This is a genomic window from Vibrio rumoiensis 1S-45 (genome assembly GCF_000286955.2).
In the GTDB taxonomy this organism is placed as follows: domain Bacteria; phylum Pseudomonadota; class Gammaproteobacteria; order Enterobacterales; family Vibrionaceae; genus Vibrio; species Vibrio rumoiensis_A.
Window position 1 is genome coordinate 16,559 of the sequence record NZ_AJYK02000082.1, and the last position, 24,634, is coordinate 41,192.

Annotated in this window: 25 protein-coding genes; 20 read left to right on the plus strand and 5 right to left on the minus strand. The window is 41.7% G+C overall.

From position 1 onward, the window contains the following. Nucleotides 1-210 precede the first annotated feature (210 nt). The 7 genes from gmhB to A1QC_RS10905 all read left to right on the plus strand — a co-directional run bounded on the left by gmhB (nucleotide 211) and on the right by A1QC_RS10905 (nucleotide 7,520). Complete coding sequence (gene gmhB / locus A1QC_RS10875; protein ID WP_017025838.1) at nucleotides 211-768, plus strand: D-glycero-beta-D-manno-heptose 1,7-bisphosphate 7-phosphatase; 558 nt, start codon at nucleotides 211-213, stop codon at nucleotides 766-768. 265 nt (nucleotides 769-1,033) lie between these two features. Beyond that, nucleotides 1,034-2,062 (plus strand): ABC transporter permease subunit, encoded by a 1,029-nt coding sequence (locus A1QC_RS10880; protein WP_017025839.1) that lies wholly within the window; start codon nucleotides 1,034-1,036, stop codon nucleotides 2,060-2,062. A 1-nt stretch (nucleotide 2,063) separates the two neighbouring features. Further along, the gene (locus tag A1QC_RS10885; RefSeq protein WP_017025840.1) at nucleotides 2,064-3,137 is read left to right on the plus strand and encodes an ABC transporter permease; all 1,074 of its coding nucleotides are present in this window, start codon (nucleotides 2,064-2,066) and stop codon (nucleotides 3,135-3,137) included. A gap of 20 nt (nucleotides 3,138-3,157) precedes the next feature. Further along, nucleotides 3,158-5,026: an extracellular solute-binding protein gene (locus A1QC_RS10890; protein ID WP_017025841.1), complete on the plus strand. Its 1,869-nt coding sequence runs from the start codon at nucleotides 3,158-3,160 to the stop codon at nucleotides 5,024-5,026. Between the two features lie 33 nt (nucleotides 5,027-5,059). Next, nucleotides 5,060-6,106, plus strand: a complete 1,047-nt coding sequence (locus tag A1QC_RS10895; RefSeq protein WP_017025842.1) for an ABC transporter ATP-binding protein — start codon at nucleotides 5,060-5,062, stop codon at nucleotides 6,104-6,106. Next, complete coding sequence (locus A1QC_RS10900) at nucleotides 6,099-7,103, plus strand: ABC transporter ATP-binding protein (RefSeq protein WP_017025843.1); 1,005 nt, start codon at nucleotides 6,099-6,101, stop codon at nucleotides 7,101-7,103. The genes A1QC_RS10895 and A1QC_RS10900 overlap by 8 nt, the downstream gene beginning before the upstream one ends. A 21-nt stretch (nucleotides 7,104-7,124) precedes the next feature. Beyond that, entirely contained in the window at nucleotides 7,125-7,520 is a 396-nt protein-coding gene (locus A1QC_RS10905; protein WP_017025844.1) for an MliC family protein, read from the plus strand. 74 nt (nucleotides 7,521-7,594) lie between these two features. On the opposite strand, the gene A1QC_RS10910 is transcribed toward A1QC_RS10905, so the two are convergent. Continuing rightward, nucleotides 7,595-8,197: a YitT family protein gene (locus A1QC_RS10910; protein ID WP_026025917.1), complete on the minus strand. Its 603-nt coding sequence runs from the start codon at nucleotides 8,195-8,197 to the stop codon at nucleotides 7,595-7,597. 411 nt (nucleotides 8,198-8,608) lie between these two features. Here A1QC_RS10910 and glyA point away from each other — a divergent pair, with 411 nt between their 5' ends. Beyond that, entirely contained in the window at nucleotides 8,609-9,859 is a 1,251-nt protein-coding gene (glyA, locus tag A1QC_RS10915) for a serine hydroxymethyltransferase (protein WP_017025846.1), read from the plus strand. Nucleotides 9,860-10,155: 296 nt separating this feature from the next. Here glyA and A1QC_RS10920 read toward each other — a convergent pair whose 3' ends face one another. Next, complete coding sequence (locus A1QC_RS10920; protein WP_017025847.1) at nucleotides 10,156-10,485, minus strand: hypothetical protein; 330 nt, start codon at nucleotides 10,483-10,485, stop codon at nucleotides 10,156-10,158. Between the two features lie 350 nt (nucleotides 10,486-10,835). Between A1QC_RS10920 and nrdR the strand changes: the two genes are divergently transcribed. From nrdR to A1QC_RS10965, 9 genes are all read left to right on the plus strand, one after another. Continuing rightward, nucleotides 10,836-11,285: a transcriptional regulator NrdR gene (gene nrdR / locus A1QC_RS10925; protein ID WP_017025848.1), complete on the plus strand. Its 450-nt coding sequence runs from the start codon at nucleotides 10,836-10,838 to the stop codon at nucleotides 11,283-11,285. 62 nt (nucleotides 11,286-11,347) lie between these two features. Then, nucleotides 11,348-12,505, plus strand: a complete 1,158-nt coding sequence (gene ribD / locus A1QC_RS10930) for a bifunctional diaminohydroxyphosphoribosylaminopyrimidine deaminase/5-amino-6-(5-phosphoribosylamino)uracil reductase RibD (protein ID WP_017025849.1) — start codon at nucleotides 11,348-11,350, stop codon at nucleotides 12,503-12,505. Between the two features lie 10 nt (nucleotides 12,506-12,515). Continuing rightward, on the plus strand, nucleotides 12,516-13,175 hold the full coding sequence (locus A1QC_RS10935; RefSeq protein WP_017025850.1) for a riboflavin synthase: 660 nt from the start codon (nucleotides 12,516-12,518) through the stop codon (nucleotides 13,173-13,175). 70 nt (nucleotides 13,176-13,245) lie between these two features. Then, nucleotides 13,246-14,358: a bifunctional 3,4-dihydroxy-2-butanone-4-phosphate synthase/GTP cyclohydrolase II gene (ribBA, locus tag A1QC_RS10940; RefSeq protein WP_017025851.1), complete on the plus strand. Its 1,113-nt coding sequence runs from the start codon at nucleotides 13,246-13,248 to the stop codon at nucleotides 14,356-14,358. 219 nt (nucleotides 14,359-14,577) lie between these two features. Next, nucleotides 14,578-15,045 carry a 6,7-dimethyl-8-ribityllumazine synthase gene (ribH, locus tag A1QC_RS10945; RefSeq protein WP_017025852.1) on the plus strand — a complete coding sequence of 156 codons (468 nt, stop codon included), beginning with the start codon at nucleotides 14,578-14,580 and terminating at the stop codon, nucleotides 15,043-15,045. A gap of 21 nt (nucleotides 15,046-15,066) precedes the next feature. Further along, nucleotides 15,067-15,534: a transcription antitermination factor NusB gene (gene nusB / locus A1QC_RS10950; protein WP_017025853.1), complete on the plus strand. Its 468-nt coding sequence runs from the start codon at nucleotides 15,067-15,069 to the stop codon at nucleotides 15,532-15,534. Between the two features lie 95 nt (nucleotides 15,535-15,629). Continuing rightward, entirely contained in the window at nucleotides 15,630-16,634 is a 1,005-nt protein-coding gene (gene thiL, locus A1QC_RS10955; protein WP_017025854.1) for a thiamine-phosphate kinase, read from the plus strand. A 29-nt stretch (nucleotides 16,635-16,663) separates the two neighbouring features. Next, nucleotides 16,664-17,179 (plus strand): phosphatidylglycerophosphatase A, encoded by a 516-nt coding sequence (gene pgpA / locus A1QC_RS10960; protein ID WP_017025855.1) that lies wholly within the window; start codon nucleotides 16,664-16,666, stop codon nucleotides 17,177-17,179. A gap of 16 nt (nucleotides 17,180-17,195) precedes the next feature. Further along, nucleotides 17,196-17,543 (plus strand): putative quinol monooxygenase, encoded by a 348-nt coding sequence (locus A1QC_RS10965; protein ID WP_017025856.1) that lies wholly within the window; start codon nucleotides 17,196-17,198, stop codon nucleotides 17,541-17,543. Nucleotides 17,544-17,623: 80 nt separating this feature from the next. On the opposite strand, the gene dxs is transcribed toward A1QC_RS10965, so the two are convergent. The 3 genes from dxs to xseB all read right to left on the minus strand — a co-directional run bounded on the left by dxs (nucleotide 17,624) and on the right by xseB (nucleotide 20,763). Beyond that, the gene (gene dxs, locus A1QC_RS10970; protein ID WP_017025857.1) at nucleotides 17,624-19,516 is read right to left on the minus strand and encodes a 1-deoxy-D-xylulose-5-phosphate synthase; all 1,893 of its coding nucleotides are present in this window, start codon (nucleotides 19,514-19,516) and stop codon (nucleotides 17,624-17,626) included. A 115-nt stretch (nucleotides 19,517-19,631) separates the two neighbouring features. Continuing rightward, the gene (gene ispA / locus A1QC_RS10975) at nucleotides 19,632-20,516 is read right to left on the minus strand and encodes a (2E,6E)-farnesyl diphosphate synthase (protein ID WP_017025858.1); all 885 of its coding nucleotides are present in this window, start codon (nucleotides 20,514-20,516) and stop codon (nucleotides 19,632-19,634) included. A gap of 1 nt (nucleotide 20,517) precedes the next feature. Further along, nucleotides 20,518-20,763, minus strand: a complete 246-nt coding sequence (gene xseB / locus A1QC_RS10980; protein WP_017025859.1) for an exodeoxyribonuclease VII small subunit — start codon at nucleotides 20,761-20,763, stop codon at nucleotides 20,518-20,520. Between the two features lie 383 nt (nucleotides 20,764-21,146). On the opposite strand from xseB, the gene thiI reads away from it, so the two are divergent. The 3 genes from thiI to A1QC_RS10995 all read left to right on the plus strand — a co-directional run bounded on the left by thiI (nucleotide 21,147) and on the right by A1QC_RS10995 (nucleotide 24,625). After that, entirely contained in the window at nucleotides 21,147-22,595 is a 1,449-nt protein-coding gene (thiI, locus tag A1QC_RS10985; RefSeq protein WP_017025860.1) for a tRNA uracil 4-sulfurtransferase ThiI, read from the plus strand. 465 nt (nucleotides 22,596-23,060) lie between these two features. Further along, a complete protein-coding gene (locus tag A1QC_RS10990) occupies nucleotides 23,061-23,984 on the plus strand; it encodes a transcriptional regulator GcvA (RefSeq protein WP_017025861.1) in 924 nt (307 codons plus the stop codon). After that, entirely contained in the window at nucleotides 23,981-24,625 is a 645-nt protein-coding gene (locus A1QC_RS10995) for an alpha/beta family hydrolase (protein WP_017025862.1), read from the plus strand. Before A1QC_RS10990 ends, A1QC_RS10995 begins: the two co-directional genes overlap by 4 nt. Nucleotides 24,626-24,634: the final 9 nt, after the last annotated feature.

The window sequence follows — 24,634 nt, forward strand, 5'->3', positions numbered from 1 at the left end:
AATGTGCGATTTGATAGACGATGCTATGGTTTTCACTGGGTCAAGTCAATAGATATTTTTACGTCTAGACGGCTAAACGGTATTCGTAAGACTTATCGATCTTTCAAAGATTAATCTAGTGAAGAAGATTATAAAGCATGCAATAATTGTGATTTCGAACATCTTAAGTCAATTGCCTTATACTTAACCGACCCAAGAGAGAGTGTTATTTTGTCTAAACCTGCCGTTTTTATTGATCGTGATGGCGTTATTAATGTTGATCATGGTTATGTAAGTAAAGTCGATGACTTTGAATATATCGATGGTGTATTTGATGCGACGAAAGCGCTGAAGGATTTAGGCTACCAGTTAGTTTTAGTGACAAACCAATCTGGCATTGCTCGTGGCTATTATACAGAAAAAGAATTTCTACGATTAACAGAATGGATGGATTGGAATTTTGTTGATCAAGGTGTTGAGTTTGATGGTTTTTATTACTGCCCTCATCATCCAGAAGGCTCCGTCGAAAAATACACTCAAGTGTGCGATTGCCGTAAGCCTGAAGCGGGGATGTTAGTTTCGGCTCAAGAAGAACTTGATATCAATATGGCAAGTTCAGTCATGGTCGGTGATAAAGCTGACGATATGAAAGCGGCAATTTCCGCTGGCGTAGAAACTCGAATTTTAGTTCGTAGTGGCAAAGAAGTCACAGCGGAAGCTGAGCAACTTGCTACCGTTGTACTTGATAGTATTAAAGATGTTCCGAAATATCTCGCTGAAAATAATTAATTCATATTTGAGATGTTTTTTACAAACGATATCTAAAGGTCGCTTCGGTGGCCTTTTTTGTATCTTCAATATGACTTTCAGCTTTTAATAAACTCGTATTCACAACCTTTAGCATCCTCACTAGCCAATTGACTGCTTCCCCCTTACAATTAGGAAGGTTAAGTTAAACAGCAAGATAAGTGTTTAATTTGAAAGTGGTAAAATGTGACGCTTAAAAATTTAAGTAGGACAAGGATAGTTAATTAATGAAGACAGGCTGGGCTGGATGCTAGCGTATATTTTTAGAAGACTGCTTTTAGTCATTCCTACCTTTATTGGCATTACGTTGCTGATTTTTACGCTTACCCGCTTTGTGCCGGGTGGGCCGGTTGAGCGAATGTTACTGAGTTTGCAAATGCAACAAGGTGATAGCGCGGTATCAAGCAGCTTGACCCATTCTGGTAATAATTCACTCTCCGACGATCAAATGGCTGAACTGAATGAGTTTTATGGATTAGACAAACCGATCCCTCAAGCTTATTGGCAATGGTTAACTAAACTGGTTCAACTTGATCTTGGTGAGTCGACTCGATATTACGAACCGGTTACCGATATGATCGCAGAACGTTTACCTGTTTCATTATTTTATGGTGGGATGACGTTTTTTATCAGCTATTTGATTTCTATTCCTCTTGGTTACGCCAAAGCATTAAGGCATGGCAGCGTGCTCGATGCGTCCAGTTCCATTTTTATTTTTGTTGGTTATGCCTTACCCGGTTATGTGATTGGTGTTTTGTTACTGAGTTTATTCAGTTTTAATCTGGAATGGCTGCCAATGGGCGGGTTTGTGAGTGATGACTTTGACGATTTCTCGCGCTTTGAACAAATTAAAGATGTGTTGTGGCACGCTGTTCTGCCTTTATTTTGTTATTTGATCGGTGATTTTGCCTTACTGACCATGACCATGAAAAACAATTTAATGGAAAACCTTGCGGCCGATTATGTACGAACCGCAATAGCGAAAGGGCTGCCTTTTAAATTAGCAGTACGTCGTCATGCGTTGCGAAATAGTTTAATTCCTGTGGCGAGCTCGTTTGGTAATTCGTTAATGTTCTTTATGACGGGCTCTTTCTTGATTGAAGTGATTTTCAATATTAATGGTATTGGGTTATTAGGGTATGAATCGATTGTGGAGCGAGATTACCCTGTGGTGATGGGGCTGTTTGCGATTAATGCGTTAATGCTGCTGATTGGCAATATTTTGTCTGATATCTGCGTCGCCTTGGTCGACCCTCGCATTAAGTTTGGAGCCTAATATGAGCGCTATTATAGCTAATCCATTGTCTAAACTTTTGTCTAACCCATTGACATTGAAAAAGATAAAGCGCTTTAAAGCGATCAAACGAGGTTATTGGTCACTGTTGATCTTAACCTTGCTATTTATTTTTGCTTTGCTTGCAGAGGTGTTAGTGAACAGCCGGGCGTTAGTGGTGAAATACGATGGACAATGGTTCTTCCCTACTTACGCGGATGTAATGCCCGGAACCACTTTTGGGTTGGACTACCAATCTGAAACCAATTATCGCCAATTGCAGCAAACATTGCGAACAGAGGATGGTGATAATTTTGTCATTATGCCTCTCGTACCATGGAACCCTTACGAGCAAGATTTTGAGGGGGATTTTCCTCCTGCGGCACCAAACCTAGAAGCGAAACATTATTTAGGCACCGATACGATAGGGCGAGATATTTTGGCTCGACTTTTATATGGTTTTCGGATTGCGATGGGCTTTGCACTACTGACGATGATTATCTCTTACGCGATAGGGGTAACCGTTGGTTGCATTATGGGTTTTTGGGGTGGAAAGTTTGATCTTTTCTTCCAACGATTTATCGAAATTTGGTCAATGGTGCCATTTTTATACGTGATCATGATTTTAGTTTCGATCATGCAGCCGAGCTTTATGTTGTTTACCTTGATTAACGTGCTATTTGGTTGGATGGGCATGACTTGGTATATGCGCACCATGACTTATAAAGAAAAGGCTCGGGAATACACTTTAGCGGCAAAAGCGTTAGGGGCATCTAACTGGCGGATTTTGTTTCACCATATTTTACCGAACACGATGGTGATGATCGTGACTTTAGCGCCCTTTACTATTGTGGCGAATATTAGTGCCTTAACCGCGTTGGATTATTTAGGGTTAGGTTTAATGCCGCCGACGCCAAGTTGGGGGGAACTATTGCAACAAGGGAAGTCGAACTTAGATGCGCCTTGGATTGCTATTTCTGTTGTGAGTGCCATTGTTTCAGTATTGATCATGGTGACCTTTATAGGGGAAGCGATAAGGGAAGCCTTCGATCCCAAACGTTACACCAAATATATTTAAGAATTGTTTAAGGATGAACCATGAAATTACGCATTAAACATCGCCGATGGACACCCTTGTTGTCTCTGAGTTTATCATTCGGGATATTTCTTTCTGCGAGTGCAGTTCAAGCTGCTCAATTGCCAGAAGGCTTAACTTGGCAAACCAATTTAGAAGACCCTACCTTTGCCTCTCCTGATGCTAAGTTTGGTGGTACCTACCACACTTTTACCGCGAGTTTTCCGCAAACCTTTCGCCTTGTTGGGCCTGATGCTAATGGCGCTTTTGCTGCATGGACTCGTTCCGCTTTAGGATTGCTCGATAGACACCCTAATACCGACAATTGGCTGCCGTCACTGGCTTCATCATGGGCATTTGGTGACGATCATAAAACGGTGTATTTTAAGTTAGATCCTAAAGCAAGGTGGAGTGATGGTAAGCCGATTACGGCTGATGACTTTACCTTCATGCTTAAAATGATGCGCTCGAAAGATATTATTGATCCGTGGAGTAATGATTTTTATACCACGGAGGTCAGTGATATTGTTGTTTACGATAAATATACGATTGCTGTGGTGTCTGGTAAGCCTCATAACCCTGATGAATTGATGGACTATGTTAACCTTCGTCCAATTCCAGCGCATTTTTATGCAAATCCTAAAAAAGACGAGAATGGTGATGGTATTGCCGATGATTTTGTTCGTCGATACAACTTTAAACCAGAACCGACTTCAGGCCCTTACTACATCGATGATATTGATAAAGGGAAGGCCGTTACATTCAAACATGTGAAAGATTGGTGGGGTTATGACAATAAATACTACCAGCACCGTTTTAATGTCGAAAAGATCAATGTAAAAGTGATTCGAGATCCTGATATTGCTTTTAAGTATTTTGAGAAAGGTCAGTTAGATTCATTTGCATTATTGCGCCCAACCTTATGGCATGACAAAGCCGTTGGTGAAGCGTTTGATAAAGGCTATATCCATAAAGCTTGGGTCTTTAATCAAGCACCTGTTGGAGCAGGGGGGATATGGATCAATACGGCTATGCCATTACTCGATGATCTCAATGTCCGTACGGGCTTAGGTTATGCGACTGATTATGATGGTATGATCGAAAAGATTCTGCGAAATGATTATGTTCGTAAACCCAATCCTATGGGAGCAGGGCACGGTGATTATGATAATACCGAAATAACCGCAGTAAAGTTCGATCCTAAATTGGCGATGTCTTACTTTGAAAAAGCAGGGTTCACGAAAGTTGGCCCTGATGGGATCCGTGAAAATAGTAAGGGGCAGCGTTTAAGTTTCGCTGTCACGTATTCGACCCCCGCGCACACACCAAGAGTGGCGTATTTACGTGAGCAAGCCAAGCTAGCAGGATTAGATTTAACGCTAAACCTTATTGATGGCTCTAGTATGTTTAAGTATGTTTTAGAGAAAAAACACCAATTGTCATTTCATGATATGAGTAACTCTAAAATTCCGGTGTATTGGCAGTACTTCTCATCTGAAAATGCCAACAAGCCACAAACCAATAATTTTACGAACTATTCATCACCAGAGCTGGATAGCTTAATTGATCGTTACCGTTCTGAGTTTGATTTAAAGAAAAAGCACCAACTTTCTCGTCAGATCCAAACTTTAATTAATGATGCCAATGTGATTATTCCTGGTTATATGGTTCCTTATGCGCGTGAAGGCTATTGGCGCTGGATGAAATTGCCAAAAGAGATAGCAACTAAGCAAACTGAGTCTTTATTTGGTTCTAGTGGGTTTATGGGCAGTATGAGCACATTCTGGATTGATGAAGATGTGAAAAAAGAAACCAAAGCAGCAATGAAATCTGGAAAAGGTTTTGAGCCGGTTACGATAAAAGATGAAACGTTTTTAGACCCTAGACCCTAGACCCTAGAAGTCAAAAAAACACACAGGAACCCCATGACAATAAATTCCGTATTAACCGTAAGCGATCTTTGCACTGAATTCACGACCGATGACGGTGTGGTTCGTGTGCTAGATGGTGTGACGTTTCATGTGCCTAAAGGAAAAACCATTGGGCTGGTGGGTGAGTCTGGCTGCGGGAAAAGTGTGACGGCAATGTCGATCATGGGGTTATTGCCAAAGCCTTTTGGACAGATCGTATCGGGCTCGATTGAATATCATCAGGTCTCAAAAACTTATGATTTGGTTCAATTGCCCGCAAGTGAAATGTATCGCATGCGTGGTAATCACATATCAATGATTTTCCAAGATCCAATGACCGCACTCAATCCAGTGCATACTATTGGTAAGCAGTTAATGGAAGTCTACCAGCTTCATCAACCTAAGCTGAGTAAGAAGCAACGCTATCAATTCGCATTAGAAATGCTCGAAAAGGTGGGTATTCCTTCGGCTAAACAGCGAATGCTTGAATTCCCTCATCAACTCTCTGGTGGTATGCGGCAGCGAGTGATGATTGCCATTGCTTTAGCTTGTGAGCCAGAGGTTTTAATCTGTGATGAGCCGACCACTGCTTTAGATGTTACGGTGCAAGCCCAGATTTTAGATTTAATGAAATCCCTACAACAAGAAACTGGAATGTCGATCATTTTCATTACTCACGATTTGGGTGTCGTAGCGGAAATGTGCGATCAAGTGGTGGTGATGTACGCAGGAAAAGTTGTAGAGCAAGCGGATGTTTTTGAGTTATTTGATCATCCAAGCCATCCTTATACTCAAGGCTTGCTCGGCTCTATGCCCAATACACATTCTATTGCCAAGTCATTACTACCGACCATTGATGGATCTGTTCCGAATTTACATGAGATGCCAACTGGATGTCGGTTTGTTACTCGCTGTGTCTATCAACAAGAAAAGTGCCACCAACAATCACCCAATTTATTCGCGAGAAATAGCGAGCACTTAATCAGTTGCCACTATTGGCAAGATTTGACGTTGAATTCAACCGCCCACCAATCGAAAACCAAAGAGATAGAGAATGAGTGAATTATTAAGAATTGATAATTTGAAGCAGTATTTCTATTCAGGTAAAGGGCTGTTCAAAAAAGGTTACACGGTTCATGCCGTTGATGGTATTTCACTAAGCGTAAACAAGGGAGAAACCCTTGGCATCGTTGGTGAATCTGGTTGTGGTAAAAGTACGTTAGGTCGAAGTTTATTGCGTTTGTATGAGCCGACGGCAGGGGAAATCTTTTTTGAAGGTCAAAACATTTGCGACCTTAACAGTAAGCAAATGCGTTCTTTGCGCCAAGAAATGCAAATGGTTTTTCAAGATCCTACAGAATCACTTAACCCAAGGCATACGGTTGGCATGATTTTGCAAGAACCTTTTGTGATTCATGGTTTAGGTACGGAGCAAGAAAGGCTGCAATGGGTGGCTGAATTATTAATAAAAGTAGGCTTAACACCAGATGCAGCAGAGCGTTACCCACATGAGTTTTCAGGTGGTCAAAAACAACGAATTGGTATTGCGAGAGCCATTGCTTTAAAGCCTAAATTAGTGGTTTGCGACGAATCGGTTTCTGCGTTAGATGTTTCTGTACAAGCTCAAATATTGAATCTGTTGCTCGAACTGCAACGAGAAATGAATCTAACCTTAATTTTTATCGCCCATGATCTGTCGGTTGTTAGGCATATATCCGATAAAATAGCGGTCATGTATTTAGGTAAAGTTGTTGAGTATGGTGATGCACAAACGGTTTATCAACACCCCAAACATCCTTATACTCAATCCTTGTTATCGGCAGTTCCTATTACTCATCCTAAATACCGCAATGCCCAATTACGTCAAAAGGAATTAGGGATAGGCGAGAGGATTTTACTGAAAGGGGATATACCGTCTCCCATTAATATTCCATCGGGTTGTCGCTTTGCTTCACGTTGCCCTCAAGTCATGCCAATATGTAGCCAACAACAGCCTGATTTAATAGAAGATACAAATTCTGCACAATCAATGGCCTGTTTTCTTTATACATCAAAGTAATTTACCGCTTTAAGAGGATAAATGATGAAATGCTTAAAGACGTTGCTTGCCATCGGCGTATCGACATTGTTTGTTGTGGGTTGCACCACAGTCGAAGAGCCAGCTAAAGCAGAAATCAAAACCACAACATCGGTGAATGGTGTTGAAGTAACAAGCGTGGCTTATAAGTGCCGAATCGACCAGTCGGAGAGCGAATACCAAGGGAAATTTGAAAAACCTTTTTTAGTTGAGTTCTTAGCTCAAGATAAAGCGGTTTTAGTGGAGCGCAGTGGTTCATACCCATTAATTCGTGTGAAGTCAGCTTCAGGCAGTAAATATGAATCCATTGATGGGCAACAGATGTTTTGGAGTAAAGGAAATCAAGCAACCATTACCTTTAATCATGAAACACTCACCGATTGCTACACCATTAAGTAAAGTATGAGTTATCCATAATAAAGGGGCCAATTAAGCCCCTTTATTGTTTTTAACTTATCCATTCATTGCTGACGTTATGATTGATATTTTACGGTATAGCGAGTCGGTTTATGATTCATTGCCAGAGTAATGTTCATTACAATTGCGCCTAAAATCGATAATGCAATAATCCATCCCGAAACAAAGAAAAATGAAGTTAAAACAATACTGCAATCCAAAATTAGCTGTGTTTTACCAATGGAAATGCCTGTTTTATCTTGAATTAATAAACACATCACATTAAAACCACCTAAACTCGAACGATGACGAAATAAGATCAACATTCCTATCCCAATTAATAGACCGCCGGCGACCGCGCAAAATATGTTATTAATGCTATTGAATTGAATCAGGTAATGCAGGTTGTCAGCAAAGATCGAAACTAATGCGCCAGATATCAGGCTATTAATAGCAAAATAGCGGCCAAAACGCAGCCATGCTAAGGCATAAAAGGGGAGGTTGATGAAAAAATAGAGGGTTCCAAAAGACAATACGCTTATTTGACTCAGTAATAATGCTAGCCCCGCCGTGCCTCCTGTCAACAAGTGTGCTGATGAAAGAAAAAAGACCCCAAGAGCAACTAAGAAACTGCCTACAAGGAGTGCGATGCCATCTTCTTTCTTTGTGTGTTTTTCCATCATTAATACAATCAAGTTGCCCATAATTGACAAAAGAGTAATAACAAATCTTCTTTTTTGAAAGTTACGCACATAAATTGAAGTTAAAGTGGTGTATTTTAAATTTTACAAAAATGTAAACCAATGCGCGCATTTATTGTGGTGTATTTGTATTCAGATTGTTTGAAATAGCATCATCATTAGGTTTTCTAATATTGATTATGTGGTTTTTACATGTAGAAACTTTGCATTGACGCTTTCTGATGTGAATCAAATTAGGTAGAATAGCGCCATCTTATTGTGGCAACGAAAACGTTTGCGTTTGGTGAGTTGCTGCTTTTTGTGGGAATTATCATTTTTATATGAAGATGAGTTTGTGCTTATCTTTCGATTTTTTGAGAACTTTCAGCATATCTGAGTCAGGAGAGACAAATGCTTAAGCGTGACATGAACATTGCGAATTACGATGCCGATCTATATAACGCAATCCAAGAAGAAACACTTCGCCAAGAAGAGCACATTGAGCTTATCGCTTCAGAAAACTACACAAGCCCACGTGTAATGGAAGCTCAAGGTTCTCAACTAACCAATAAATACGCAGAAGGTTACCCGGGTAAGCGTTATTACGGTGGTTGTGAGTTCGTTGATAAAGTAGAAACTCTAGCGATTGAACGTGCATGTGAGCTATTTGGTGCAGAGTACGCAAACGTACAACCTCACTCAGGTTCTCAAGCAAACAATGCAGTGTACATGGCGCTATTGAATGCAGGTGATACCGTTTTAGGTATGAGCCTAGCACACGGTGGTCACTTAACTCACGGTTCTCCAGTAAACTTCTCTGGTAAGCTTTACAACATCATTCCTTACGGTATCGATGAAGCGGGTCAAATTAACTACGAAGAAATGGAAGCACTTGCGATTGAGCACAAACCAAAGATGATCATTGGTGGCTTCTCAGCGTATTCTCAAGTGTGTGATTGGGCGCGTATGCGTGAAATTGCAGACAAAGTAGGTGCATACTTCTTCGTTGATATGGCGCACGTTGCTGGTCTTATCGCTGCTGGTGTTTACCCGAACCCAGTGCCACATGCTCACGTTGTCACTACGACAACGCATAAGACATTAGCTGGTCCTCGTGGCGGTTTGATTCTTTCTAATGAAGGTGAAGATCTTTATAAGAAATTGAACTCAGCAGTATTCCCAGGTGGTCAAGGTGGCCCTCTAATGCACGTTATCGCGGCAAAAGCGGTAGCCTTCAAAGAAGCATTAGAGCCAGAATTCAAAGAATACCAAGCTCGCGTTGTTGCTAACGCAAAAGCAATGGTTGCCGAGTTTATCGCTCGTGGCTACAACATTGTTTCTGGTTCAACTGAAAACCATTTGTTCCTTGTTGACCTTATCGACAAAGACATCACAGGTAAAGAAGCGGATGCTGCGCTAGGTTCAGCCAACATTACTGTAAACAAAAACTCAGTACCAAACGATCCACGTAGCCCATTCGTAACGTCTGGTATTCGTGTGGGTTCTCCATCAATTACTCGTCGTGGCTTCACTGAAGAAGATGCGAAAAACCTTGCTGGCTGGATGTGTGACATTCTAGACAACATGGGCGATGAGTCTGTGATTGAAGCGACCAAAGTAAAAGTATTAGAGATTTGTAAGCGCAAACCAGTTTACGCATAATATTTCTGCATAAAAAGGAGCGATTTCTGCGGCAGAGGTACTCATTTACTAGCGTAAACTCCGTGCCTCTTTCTTGAACTAGCTCTTTTTATTTTGAAATTAAATTCGTTGTAAAACAGTTTATAACAGCGTCAGATAAGAGACGAATTTCGTGACTCGAATCTAGAGCGCTTCGCTTCTCGACAGAGATAAAACCCCAGTCAGAAATGTCTGGGGTTTTGTTTTGGGATAAATAATAAAAAAACCTCAGTTTGAACATTCAAACTGAGGTTTTAAGATTTTTTCGAAACTCGAAACTAGTCTTTTTTGTTAATACTGATCATTGAGCCAGACTTACATTTGAACATGTAGTAACGGCTGCTTTCGTTAAACTGACCTAAGCCACCACCAGAACAATAAGAAGCATTAAGATCTTGCATGGTGTCTAATGTTTTTGCGTTGTCCATAGCAAACTTAGAACCATCGGCACAAACGATACGTACTTTCCCATCATCACTGGTTGAGAAGATCTTCACATCAGTGTTGCACAGTTGGAAAGAGGCATCTAAGTAGTTGTCTTCTTGAGTTGGAGATGAACAGCCTGCTAACGTGATAACGAGCAATCCAGCTAGTCCTAAATATTTCATAGTCATACTTCCTATATTCATCCGCTGACATTACCGGATTCAAATTGATGTGACTGTAATTGATGATCACAGAATTCTGCTTTAAGTGTAACCTTATCGCCAACTTCGCTCAACTTTCACGTGAAAATTATTCAGGCGGCTCTAAGATTAACCATGATTATTTCTCACGAATCTGTTCCAGTTATCTGTAAGTAAGCCGATTTAAAGCGATGTGATTGAATCACGAGTAGGGTTGTCGCTTACGTTCAGTATTTCGGATAAACTAACCTGATACTAATAAAGCTAAGCTTATATACTTCCAGTGAGAAGGGTATAAACAAAAAATAATAACTCATACTGAGGGAGAGAGCATGCACTGCCCATTTTGTTCTGAAAATGATACCAAAGTGATTGATTCACGATTAGTTGCAGATGGTCACCAAGTGCGCCGTCGTCGCCAATGTTTAGCGTGTAGCGAGCGATTCACTACTTTTGAAAGTGCAGAATTAGTGATGCCTAAAGTGATTAAATCTAATGGTAATCGTGAACCTTTTGATGAAGATAAAATGATCGGTGGTTTGCAACGTTCTCTCGAAAAACGTCCAGTCAGTGCTGATGCTATCGAACTTGCTATCAGCCATATTAAATCTCAATTACGAGCAACCGGTGAGCGTGAAGTTCCCAGTGCGATGATTGGTAACTTGGTGATGGAACAATTGAAGACTCTCGATAAAGTGGCGTACATTCGTTTTGCTTCGGTGTATCGCAGTTTTGAAGATATTCGTGAATTTGGTGAAGAAATTGCCCGCTTAGAAGATTAATAGACAATGAATCTTATTGAAAGCACGTTCAATTTTTAGCATTCACTTATTTAGGATCTCTTATGACATTCTCAGATGTTGATCACCAAATGATGTCCGTGGCGATTAATCTGGCTAAACAAGGCATCTATACTACAGCGCCAAATCCTAATGTCGGTTGTGTTATCGTTCGTGGCGAAAGTATTGTTGGCAAAGGCGCGCATTTAAAAGCTGGCGAGCCTCATGCAGAAGTGCATGCTTTACGTCAAGCAGTAGACTTATCAGAAGGGGCAACAGCTTACGTTACCCTAGAGCCTTGCTCTCATTATGGAAGAACACCACCTTGCGCTGAAGCTTTAATAAAAGCCAAGGTAAGCCGTGTGGTTTGTGCAATGCAAGATCCTAACCCTCAAGTAGCGGGGCGAGGTATTGCAATGCTACGAGAAGCAGGAATACGCGTTGATGTCGGTTTGTTAGAAGCTGATGCGCACGCATTAAACCCAGGCTTTATTAAGCGAATGAAAACCGGTATGCCGTATGTCCAATTGAAATTGGCAGCCAGTTTAGATGGCAAAACCGCATTAGCAAATGGTGATAGTAAGTGGATTACCAGTCCTCAAGCTCGCCAAGACGTTCAAGCTTTTCGTGCAAAATCTGGAGCAATATTATCAACGGCTAAAACGGTGTTGGATGATAATGCTTCGCTCAATGTTCGTTGGTCTGATTTTCCCCAATCATTAGCGCAAACTTATGCTGAAAGTAACGTTCGTCAGCCGGTAAGGGTGATCTTAAATCGAAGTAATCGCTTAGAAGCCACTTTGCAGAATGGCGAAATCAATTTAATTGATTCATCGGGTGATATTTTGTTGGTTAATGCACCAAGTAAAGAAACTAATCTAAGCCAACTTACTCGCCACACTTGTATTACTCAAACTCAAGCCCCATTAAATCAAGAACAGCAATTTGATTTACCTAGGTTATTAAAGCAACTCGCCGATGAGCATAATATCAACCATATTTGGGTTGAAGCCGGCGCAACGTTAGCAACCAGTTTTATTGAACAAGGTTTAGTGGATGAGCTTATTGTGTATTTAGCGCCTAAACTGATGGGAACTGATGGTCGAGGGTTAACTCAAATAGCGGGATTAACCTCAATGAAAGATACCATTGATTTAAACATTACTGACTTGAGAATGGTCGGTAATGATATTCGCCTTACCGCTAAAATAGTGACGAAATAAAAGAGAAATTATGTTTACAGGTATTGTGGAAGCCGTCGGTACGATCACGGCAATTATCCCTAAAGGGGAAGATGTGACAGTGACAGTTGATGCAGGCAAGCTCGATATGTCGGATGTTCAATTAGGTGACAGTATTGCCACCAATGGTGTGTGCTTAACGGTGGTAAAGTTTGATCAGCGCAGCTATAGCGCAGATTTATCGCTCGAAACCCTAAAGCGTACCGGGTTCACCCAATATCAAGTGGGCGATCATGTGAATCTAGAGAAAGCGATGTTGCCTTCAACTCGCTTTGGTGGACACATTGTTTCTGGTCACGTTGATGAAGTCGGCACCATCATTGAGCGTCAACCCGTTGGCCGTGCAATGGAATACTGGGTACAAGTTCCAAGTCATTTGTCTCGCTATATTGCTGAAAAAGGCTCAATAACCATTGATGGCATTAGCCTGACGGTTAATGATGTGCGTAAAGACAGTTTCAAAATCACCATTGTTCCGCATACATCGCAAGAAACGACAGTAAGCAGTTTTGTGGTTGGGCATAAAGTGAATTTAGAAGTGGATGTGATTGCACGTTATCTAGAGCGTTTAATTACAGGGCAAGCTGAAGATGCTGCGACGCCAGAATCACGAATCACCATGGATTTATTGCAGAAAAATGGTTTTGCATAAAATTGCGATAAACATATCAAGGTAAATGCTGTCACGTACTTGCAAGATCAAATTATAGGTAGGAATTATCATGGCAATCAGTAGCTCAAAAGAAATTATTGAAGATATTCGTTTAGGCAAAATGGTCATTCTTATGGATGATGAAGATCGTGAAAATGAAGGCGATCTGATCATGGCAGCGGAACATATTACGCCAGAAGCGGTAAACTTTATGGCAATGTATGGTCGTGGATTGATTTGCTTAACGCTTACTAAAGAGCGTTGCCAAAATTTAGGCCTACCACCAATGGTGCAAGATAATACGGCGGAATACAGCACCAATTTTACGGTTTCGATTGAAGCGGCTAAAGGGGTAACCACTGGAATTTCAGCGGCAGATCGCGCGGTTACCGTACAAGCTGCGGTGGCTAAAAATGCTAAAGCTTCTGATTTGGTTCAACCTGGTCACATCTTCCCACTCGCCGCACAAGAAGGCGGGGTATTAACACGAGCTGGGCATACTGAAGCAGGTTGTGATTTGGCGCGTCTTGCTGGGTTAGAACCGGCTTCTGTGATTGTTGAAATCTTAAATGATGATGGATCTATGGCGCGTCGCCCAGATTTAGAAGTGTTTGCAGAAAAACACGGGGTCAAACTTGGCACTATTGCCGATTTAATTGAATACCGTAATAACACTGAAACCACGATTGAACGTGTCGCTGAATGCAAATTGCCTACTGAGTTTGGTGAATTTGAACTCGTGACTTACCGCGACACGATTGATAATCAAATTCATTATGCATTGTGTAAAGCGTCCGCTAAGAAAAATGATGCACCGTTAGTACGTGTTCATTTACAAGATACCTTTACCGATTTATTACACTCCAATCGTACCGCTGATCGTAGCTGGACATTAGATGGCGCGATGAAACGAATTGGTCAAGATGGCGGTGTGCTTGTTATTTTAGGTAATGATGAAACACCTGAGTCTATCCTTCATAAAGTGAAAACCTTTGAGCAGCAAGATAATGCGGCCGCGCCTGTGATGGCGAAAAAGCAAGGCACCTCACGCCGCGTTGGTGTGGGTTCTCAAATCTTAGCTGATTTAGGTGTGAAAGACATGCGCTTGTTGTCATCATCGGATAAACGTTATCACGCACTTTCAGGCTTTGGCTTGAATGTTGTAGATTATGTAACGAAGTAAATTCCAAATGAAGAGTCCCTAGTTTCGGGTTAATAGTAGGTGAGTGAAGGCTGGAATAATGCCTTTATTTCATTGGATTGGTTAGATGTTTTTCTCTGTCTAGAAGCAAAGCGCAACTAGGAACTCGATACTTGGAATAATTACTCATAGATATTGCTCACAAATTTGTGATAGAATCCGCCGATTCTCACTCTACAGAAAATAGTTAAAGGATAACTCATGAACGTAATTGAAGGTTCTTTTGCCACACCGAATGCAAAAATTGCTATCGTTATTTCTCGTTTTAATAGTTTTATAAACGAAAGCCTGCTTTCTGGCGCGATTGATACTTTAAAACGTCATGGTCAAGTTACTGATGACAACATTACTGTTGTTCGTTGCCCTGGCGCAGTTGAATTACCTCTTGTTGCACAACGTGTAGCAAAAACAGGTAAATACGACGCTATCATTGCTTTGGGTACGGTTATCCGTGGTGGTACACCACACTTTGATTATGTATGCAGTGAGTGTAATAAAGGTCTCGCTCAAGTGTCTTTGGAATATTCTCTTCCAGTCGCATTTGGTGTATTGACTGTTGATACGATTGATCAAGCGATTGAACGCGCTGGCACCAAGGCTGGTAATAAAGGGCAAGAAGCTGCTCTTAGCGCACTTGAAATGATCAACGTTCTAAATGAAATTCATTAATTTTTTGCAATCTAATTCCTAATGGGGGCTCGCGTGAAACCAGCCGCACGTCGTAATGCACGTCAATTTGCACTACAAGCAATATACTCTTGGCAGGTCACTAAAGAAAATGTGGCCACAATTGAACATCAATTTCTAACAGGTGGTAAGTATGATGAAGAAGAAAATCATGCTTTAGAACCAAGCCTAAAAGCACCAGAAACTGATGTGGCTTATTTCCAAGACTTATTGTCTGGTGTTGTGAATACCAACATGGAATTAGACAGTAAGTTGCGTCCTTACCTATCTCGTCCAATGCAAGATCTGGATATGATGGAATTGGCTCTACTTCGTCTTGCTATGTACGAAATGACCAAACGTGATGATGTACCTTATAAAGTGGTGATCAACGAAGCGATTGAACTTGCAAAAGTATTCGCCGCCGAAGATAGCCATAAGTTCATTAATGGTGTGCTTGATAAAGCCGCACCTCACGTTCGTAAAAAATAATATTTATTTTATGTATTAAAAGGTCAGCCATGTGCTGGCCTTTTTTGTATACTATTTCCTACTCTAAATCTGCTTCTTACTAACAGCGATACCTTATGTCTGGTGAATTTAATCTTATCGATAAATACTTTGCGGCTCGCCAGTCAAACCGCGATGACGTCCAACTATCACTCGGTGATGATTGTGCTTTGTTAACGGTACCTCAAGGCTATCAACTCGCGGTCAGTACCGATACGGTGGTGCTAGGGACTCATTTTCTTAGTGATGCTGATCCTGCAGACGTTGCTTACAAAGCATTGATGTCGAACATCAGTGATTTGGCGGCGATGGGCGCTACCCCGGCTTGGCTTTCTATGGCGATCTCTATGCCAGAACCAAATGAAGATTGGTTGGCACCATTTTGTGATAGCCTATTTGCATTAGCCGACGAGCATAACTTGCAGCTGATTGGTGGGGATACTACCAAAGGCCCCTTAACCATTAGTTTTACTATTCAAGGCTTTGTCCCTCAAGGTAAGGCGTTGATGCGCAGTGGCGCCCAAGTTGGTGATTGGATCTATGTCAGCGGCGCATTGGGCGATAGCCATGCTGGCTTGGAAGTGATTTTGGATAAGAGCAAAGCGGAAAAACCGTTTGCAAAGCACCTTGTTCGTCAGCATTTTAGAGCGCAATCGCGAATTGATTTTGCCCAATCATTACTTGGCATCGCATCAAGCTGCATTGATATTTCTGATGGTTTAATTTCTGATATCAAACACATCCTTAAAGCGTCACGAGTGAATGCCAAGGTTCATATTGATAAACTTCCGGTGTCTGATGAGTTAATTGCATTTTATGGCAATAGCACTCAAGCTCGCAATACAGCGTTAATGAGCGGTGAAGAATACGAATTGTGCTTTACCATACCTCAAAAACATAAAGCGATGTTTGATGAACTTATGGCTGGCAGCGACACCAAAGCGCATTGTATTGGTCAAATTGTTTCGCGTGATGATATCGAAGATACATCGGCTTCTTTTATTCAATTCTTGCGTAACGACACGCCTATTTCTAATGAAGAAAAAGCGTCGATACAGCAAGGGTTTGATCATTTTAATTAATTCTACTTTTATAAGATAAAGGCACCAACATGTCGAACCAACCCGGAACGGACGATCCCCGCTCTCGCATTAAACTCTCAAATCCTTGGCATTTATTAGCGGTGGGTTTTGGTAGCGGATTATCAAAAATTGTTCCTGGCACTATGGGCACATTAGCCTCTCTGCCTTTTTACCTACTTTTAGTACAATTACCTGTTGTGCCTTATTGTATCGTGGTGGTGTTTGCCGCTATTTTAGGGATAACCATTTGCCAAAAAACCTCGGATGATATGCAAGTTCACGATCATGGCGCAATTGTCTGGGATGAATTTGTTGGCTTTTGGATCACCATGAGCGTAGTGCCTATGATGGGCCTTCCTATATACGATTGGCAGATTATTGCCATTGGTTTTGTACTTTTCCGTATTTTTGACATGGTCAAACCGTGGCCGATCAGTTTATTGGATCGTCATGTACATGGCGGTTTTGGCATCATGATTGATGATGTCCTCGCAGGAATATTTGCCGCTATCAGCTTATGGCTGGTGGTGATGTACTGGTTTTAATTAGCAGGAATTTATGATGTCTAAGAAAGTGTATTGTGTAGCTCAGTTTCAACCAAAAGAAGGGAAACTGGATGAGTTATTTGCGGTTTTACAAGCTCTAGAGCCTAATACGTTACGTGAAGATGGCTGTTTGCAATACGTAGTCACTCGCCATCGCCCAAGCCCGTTTGCAGGCGGTGAAAGCTACCCAATTGCTTTCCATGAAATTTGGGCAAGCAATGAAGCCTTTGAAGCCCATTGTCAACGCAAAGAAATTGGTGACTTCTTCCAACAGCAGTGTATTGAAGAAGCTGGGCTAGTGGAAAAATCGAATGTCGCAGTTTATACCGATGAACCGAGTGATTTTGATGCGCCGAAGTTTTAGGGTTTTATAAATTAACAACGTATAAAATGCAAAAAGGACGAGCGATCGTCCTTTTTTAGTGCTTTAAATTTCTGAGGCAGTTAATCCAAATAAGCAGTTATCTGTTTCTCAATACCTGCTGCATCTAAGCCCAGTTCTGCATACAACTCTTCTTGGGTGCCTTGGTGAACAAACTTATCAGGCAAGCCCAGTTGCAATACGGGTTTGATTTGTTTGCGTTGCATCAGTAGTTCAATCACGCCAGAGCCTGCACCGCCAGCGATGACGTTCTCTTCTAATGTCACTAACACATCATGTTCAGCAGCTAGCTTAAGAACGAGTTCTTCATCTAGCGGTTTTACAAAGCGCATGTCGGCAACCGTTGCGTCGAACGCTTCAGCGGCTTTAAGCGCTTCTGGTAGGAAAGTGCCAAAAGACAGAATGGCGACTTTTTGGCTTTCAGTGTTTTGGCTGTCAATATCTAGAGCTTCTCGCACTGTGCGGCCTTTACCGATTTCCAGTGCAAGCATGTCTTTTTCTATTTCAACGCCACAACCAGAACCACGAGGATAACGTACCGCACTTGGGCCTTGATGTTGATGGCCAGTGTAGAGCATTTGGCGGCATTCATTTTCATCACTTGGTGCCATGATCACCATGTTAGGAATGCAGCGCATAAAGCTTAAATCGAACGCACCTTGGTGGGTTTGACCATCTGCGCCCACAAGACCTGCGCGATCAATCGCAAACATGACTGGTAAGTTCATGATCGCAACATCGTGGATGAGCTGATCGTAACCACGCTGCAAGAAGGTGGAGTAAATCGCCACAATAGGGTGTTGACCGGCAATTGCCATCCCTGAGGCTAATGTCACAGCATGCTGTTCTGCAATCGCGACATCAAAGTATTGCTCAGGGAATTCTTTTGAAAAACGCACCATCCCAGAGCCTTCACGCATGGCTGGGGTAATCGCCATTAGTTTAGGATCTTGAGCGGCCATATCACAAAGGAAGTCGCCAAAGATTTTGGAGAAAGTAGGTTTACCGCCACTGCTTTTCGGTAATGAGCTTTCTTGCGGATCGAACTTAGGCACGCCGTGATAGCCAATTGGATCTTTTTCTGCAGGCTCATAGCCTTTGCCTTTTTTGGTCATGACATGCAAGAACTGTGGCCCTTTTAAGCCGCGCATGTTCTTTAAGGTTTTGACCAACTCTTTCACATCGTGACCATCCACAGGGCCGATGTAATTAAAACCTAATTCTTCAAACATAGTGCCCGGAACCACCATGCCTTTTAAATGTTCTTCGGTGCGTCGTACCAACTCTTTAATGGGCGGCACGTTAGACAGAACTTTTTTGCCACCTTCACGAATAGAAGTGTAGAAGTTGCCTGTTAACAATTGTGCTAAGTGGTTGTTTAATGCGCCCACATTTTCAGAGATCGACATTTCGTTATCATTTAAAATAACCAACATATCTGAATGCACGTCACCGGCGTGGTTCATTGCTTCAAATGCCATGCCTGCAGTAATCGCGCCATCGCCAATTACACTTACGACTTTGCGGTCTTTGCCTTCTTTTTGCGCGCTAATCGCCATGCCTAATGCAGCACTGATTGAAGTCGAAGAATGCCCAACTGAAAGCGTGTCGTATTCACTTTCATCACGCCAAGGGAATGGGTGTAAGCCATCTTTCTGGCGGATGGTTGGCATACGCTCACGGCGACCGGTTAAGATTTTATGAGGGTAAGCTTGGTGGCCAACATCCCAGACTAATTGGTCGAAAGGGGTGTTATAGACATAATGCAGCGCGACAGTAAGTTCGACGGTTCCTAATCCAGATGCTAAGTGCCCACTAGACTGGCTGACTGAATTAAGCAAATAGGTACGAAGTTCATCACACAAAGGCAATAAACTTTCTTTAGGCAGTAGTCGTAACTCATCTGGTGTATTGGCCAGAGCGAGTGTTGGATATTTTGAGATATCAAGAGTCATAAATAATTAGCGCTTATTATGTTTATTCTTATTTATACCTAAAGTAATTGAAAGTTGCAGTGGGGCGAATGAACGCTGTAAATAAAGCTGCACCTTCAAGTAAAAATGGTATCTATTAATGGCTGCGCTCGACGGCATATCGGGCGAACTCTTCAAGTGACTGTGTATTGTAAGGGATCGCTTCCAAAGCTTGCAGTGCTTCTTGTAGCAAGCTTTGCGCTTTTTCCATTGCACCTTCTAATCCTAGCAGAGCTGGGTAGGTACTTTTATTTAAATTTTGATCTGAGCCCTGCGGTTTACCTAGAGTCTCGGTATCACTGATGATATCAAGGATGTCATCTTGAACTTGAAACGCTAAACCCACTGCGTCGGCGTAACGATCAAGGTGAGATAGAACCTCTACGCCTTTTTCTCCAGCGCATAATGCACCCATACGGATAGCGCATTTAATTAAAGCACCGGTTTTATTACGGTGAATTTCTTCTAATTCTTCTAGACTCACTAAACGGTTTTCAGCTTCTAAATCCAGTGACTGCCCCATGCACATACCAAGAGCACCAGATGCACTGGCTAACTCTTTAATGAGCGCGATACGGTAAGGTTCACTGATATTAGAAAGAGAACCTTCCGCCAAAATCGTAAAGGCTAAAGTTTGCAGTGCGTCACCGGTTAAGATGGCGGTTGCTTCATCGTATTCAATATGGCAAGTGGCTTTGCCACGGCGCAGCTCATCATCGTCCATGGCTGGCAAGTCGTCATGAATTAATGAATAAGCATGAATGCATTCAATGGCTGAAGCTGGTGTATCCAACTCGCTGAGTTCAAGCCCAAAAAGCTCACCTGTGATGTACACCAAATAAGGGCGTGCACGTTTGCCACCTAGCAATAACCCATAACGCATGGCTTGAGTAAGGGTTTGCTCTTGATGTGGAATACGGTCCAACCACAGATTTAATTGTTGGTTGTTTCTATCTTGATAGCTCGCCAGAGATATGGTCATACTAAATGTCGCTTTCCGGATCGAATGGGATCAGTTCAGATGTATCATCATCTTTTAATAGGATTTCTACGCGTTGTTCAGCTTCAGTCAATTTTGTTTGGCTTGAGCGAGCAAGGGAAATGCCACGTTCGAATTTTTTCAAAGCATCTTCTAAGTCTAAATCACCATTTTCAAGTTGATTGACTAAGGAGTCTAGCTCAGACAACGACTCTTCAAAGCTCATGTTTTCAGGTTTTTTATTAGCCATATTTGTTCTGCTTGTGTGAAAGCCTCTGAGGTGACGATGCGAAATGTCGGCAGCGATTATTCTGTTGTAGCATGAAGGGCTGCTGAACTTGTAAAACGTGTCCGCAACTTACCTTAGCCGTAAGGTTGGGTCAAATTAGACACGCAAAAATGTTATGCGCTAATTGTATTTGACCTAAGGGTAGTGAAACAAGGATTAATCTGTTTTTTATGGAAAAACTCAAACCAAATCAGACTAGGGTGATTTGATTCACGACTAAGGTAGGGAAATCAATTTCGCCATAGATAAATGTCGTGTATAATTTTGCGCCTTAGTTTTGGCTATATCTGACATCGTTCTCAGATAAAAATCGCCAAATAACTCGATCAAAAGTGAAGCATGTTATGAAGTTTATTGTTAAGCCCCATCCGGAAATTTTTGTTAAAAGTGATTCAGTGCGTAAGCGATTTACCAAAACTCTGGAACGCAATATTCGTAATATTATTCAACGCCAGACAGAATCGGTTGCGGTATTTAACCGTCGTGATCATATTGAAGTGAGCTCAAGCAGTGATGAATATTACTCTCAAGTACTCACTATTTTGACGCATACACCAGGCATCCACCATTCTTTAGAAGTGGTGCAGTCTGAATATACTGATATGCATGATATCTATGAACAATCGTTAATCCAAAGCCGTGACTTGATTGAAGGCAAAACGTTTGTAGTGCGTGTTAAGCGCCGTGGCAAGCACGACTTTACTTCAATTGATGTAGAGCGCTATGTCGGTGGCGGCTTAAACCAAGCCGTTGAATCTGCCAAGGTTAAATTAACAAGACCTGAAGTGACGGTTAATATCGAAATTGATGGCGATAAACTCAATCAAGTGGTTGCTCGTCATAAAGGTTTAGGTGGCTTCCCACTGGGTACGCAAGAAGATGTATTAAGCTTGATCTCCGGTGGTTTTGATTCAGGGGTTTCTAGTTACTTACATATCAAGCGAGGCTCTAAAACCCATTTCTGTTTCTTTAACTTAGGTGGCCCTGCACACGAAATTGGTGTGAAGCAAGTGTCGCACTTTATTTGGAATAAGTATGGGTCTTCTGCCAAGGTGAAGTTCATTGCGGTTGATTTTGAACCGGTTGTGGCTGAAATTTTAGAGAATGTTGACGACGGTCAAATGGGCGTAGTACTGAAACGTATGTTTATGCGCGCAGGTGGCATGATTGCTGAGAAATTTGGCATTGAAGCGTTAGTAACCGGTGAGGCATTAGGGCAAGTTTCTAGCCAAACACTGACGAATTTACGTTTGATCGATAATGTGACCGATACTTTGATCCTTCGCCCACTGATTAACTGGGATAAAGAAGATATCATTAATGTCGCACGTGATATCGGTACCGAAGATTTTGCTAAAGTGATGCCAGAATATTGCGGTGTGATCTCTAAAAAGCCAACAGTGAAAGCGGTCAAAGCGAAACTTGAAAAAGAAGAATTGAATTTTGATTTCAATATTCTTGAGCAAGTGGTGGCCAATGCTCGTGTAATGGATATTCGTGACATAGAGAAAGAAAGCCAAGAGCAAGCGCCTGAAGTTGAGCAAGTGGCTGAAATCGCTGCTGAATCGATCGTTTTAGATATTCGTAGCCCAGACGAAGAAGATATGAACCCATTAAAAATTGATGGCGTTGAAATTAAGCATCTTCCATTCTATAAATTGGCAACGCAGTTTGGCGATTTAGAGCAAAGCAAAGAATATTTATTGTATTGTGATCGTGGTGTAATGAGCCGCCTACAAGCTTTGTATTTAAAAGACTTAGGCTTTAACAATGTGAAAGTTTATCGTCCGTAGAAATGCTGATGTGTAGAAATGCTGATGTGTAGAAGTATCGATACATAGACATGAAGCGCTGGCCATTGAGCTGGCGCTTTTTTTTGACGGATTATTGATTGTGTAATGGCTGTACCATCTTGTTTCCGATTGAGAGGCAAAAAAAATGCGCGGCCAATAGGCTACGCATAAATTTGACTTATGATCAAAAAAATCAGGACGTTCTGAAAATGAGGGAGTATTTTCAATGCGTCTAAAACTCAAAAAGAGTTAATGCAAACACAACATTCACATTAGCCAATCACACATTTACAGGTTTGAGATAAATGCTGTAACTCATTAATGTGATATGAAATATAGAGTTTTCATAGCAGTTCGGCAATGGACAAATTATAATGCTTCGCATGAGAAAAAATAATGCATTGTTTGGCTTTGATTTTCACAGGTCAGTTTGATGCGATTTAGAGTGCTAACAAGGTTCAATTTATGGCTAGACGTTTACCCCCATTGAATTCATTGCGTGTGTTTGAAGCCGCTGCTCGTTATTTGAGTTTTACTCGCGCGGCTGAAGAGTTATTTGTGACCCAAGCTGCCGTCAGTCATCAAGTCAAAGCGTTAGAAGAATTTCTTGGTATTAAGTTATTTCGTCGTCGTAATCGTTCTTTACTCTTAACGGAGGAAGGGCAAAGTTATTTCTTAGATATTAAAGATATCTTCACGTCGATTTCCGATGCGACCGATAAAGTGTTAGAGCGCAGTGAAAAAGGGGCATTGACGATCAGCTTAACGCCAAGTTTTGCGATTCAGTGGTTAGTACCACGCTTGGCGGATTTTAATGCTCAAGAGCCTGATATTGATGTACGCATTAAAGCAGTCGATATGGATGAAGGTTTATTGTCTGATGATGTAGATGTTGCCATCTATTATGGGCGAGGGAATTGGCCGGGAGTACGGGCAGATAAACTGTATATTGAATGTTTAATTCCGGTTTGCTCGCCGCAGCTACTCTTAGGAACCAAACCTTTGAATGGTTTAGATGACTTAAAAAATCATACCTTATTGCATGATAGCTCTCGTAAATACTGGAAACAGTTTATGAAAGAGCAAAATCTTGAAGGTGTGAATGTGAATCATGGGCCTATTTTTAGCCATTCCACCATGGTGATTCAAGCAGCAATGCATGGGCAAGGTATCGCACTTGTGAATAATGTATTGGTGCAGCCGGATTTGGATGCAGGACGTTTAGTACAGCCATTTGATGAGGTTTTAGTGAGTAAGAATGCCTTTTATGTGGTGTGCGATAACAAACAGGCGGATGTTGGCCGAGTCGCCACCTTCCGTGATTGGATGCTAAGCAAAGCGGCTAGTGAGCAAGATTTATTGTTAGAAGATGGAGAGCTATCAGAATGAGTGTTGATGTGAATTCAAGCTCTGTCTTAATCGATGGCGCTCAACATGCAAAAGTGACCATTCTACTTGCTCATGGCGCAGGGGCTGGAATGGATCATGAGTTTATGGCTGATATTGCGAAACAATTAGCCAGTCATGATATTAGAGTGATACGGTTTAACTTTCCATACATGATCAAACGAGCGGAAGATGGCAAAAAACGACCACCAGATCGCGCTCCAAAATTATTAGCTGACTTTGAAGAAAAAATAGCCCAATACCATCAAGATTCTGAATATTTGTTTTTAGCCGGAAAATCTATGGGTGGACGAATGGCAAGTCATTTAGCTGAACATGAATTAGTAACAGGGGTTATGTGTTTAGGCTTTCCATTTCACCCGCCCGGTAAGCCTGAAAATTATAAAGGTGAACATTTATCTCACCTCACTAAGCCGACATTAATATTACAAGGTGAACGCGATACCTTTGGTACAAAACAAGAATGCGCTGATTTTGTTTTTTCTGACTCAATATCGATCGATTTTATTCCTGATGGCGATCATAGTTTTAAGCCTAGAGTACGTTCTGGGCACACCGAGCTTGCTAACCGAACATTGGCGGTGAATAAAATGGTCGAATTTATTCAACAACATATAAAGTGAGGTAGCGAT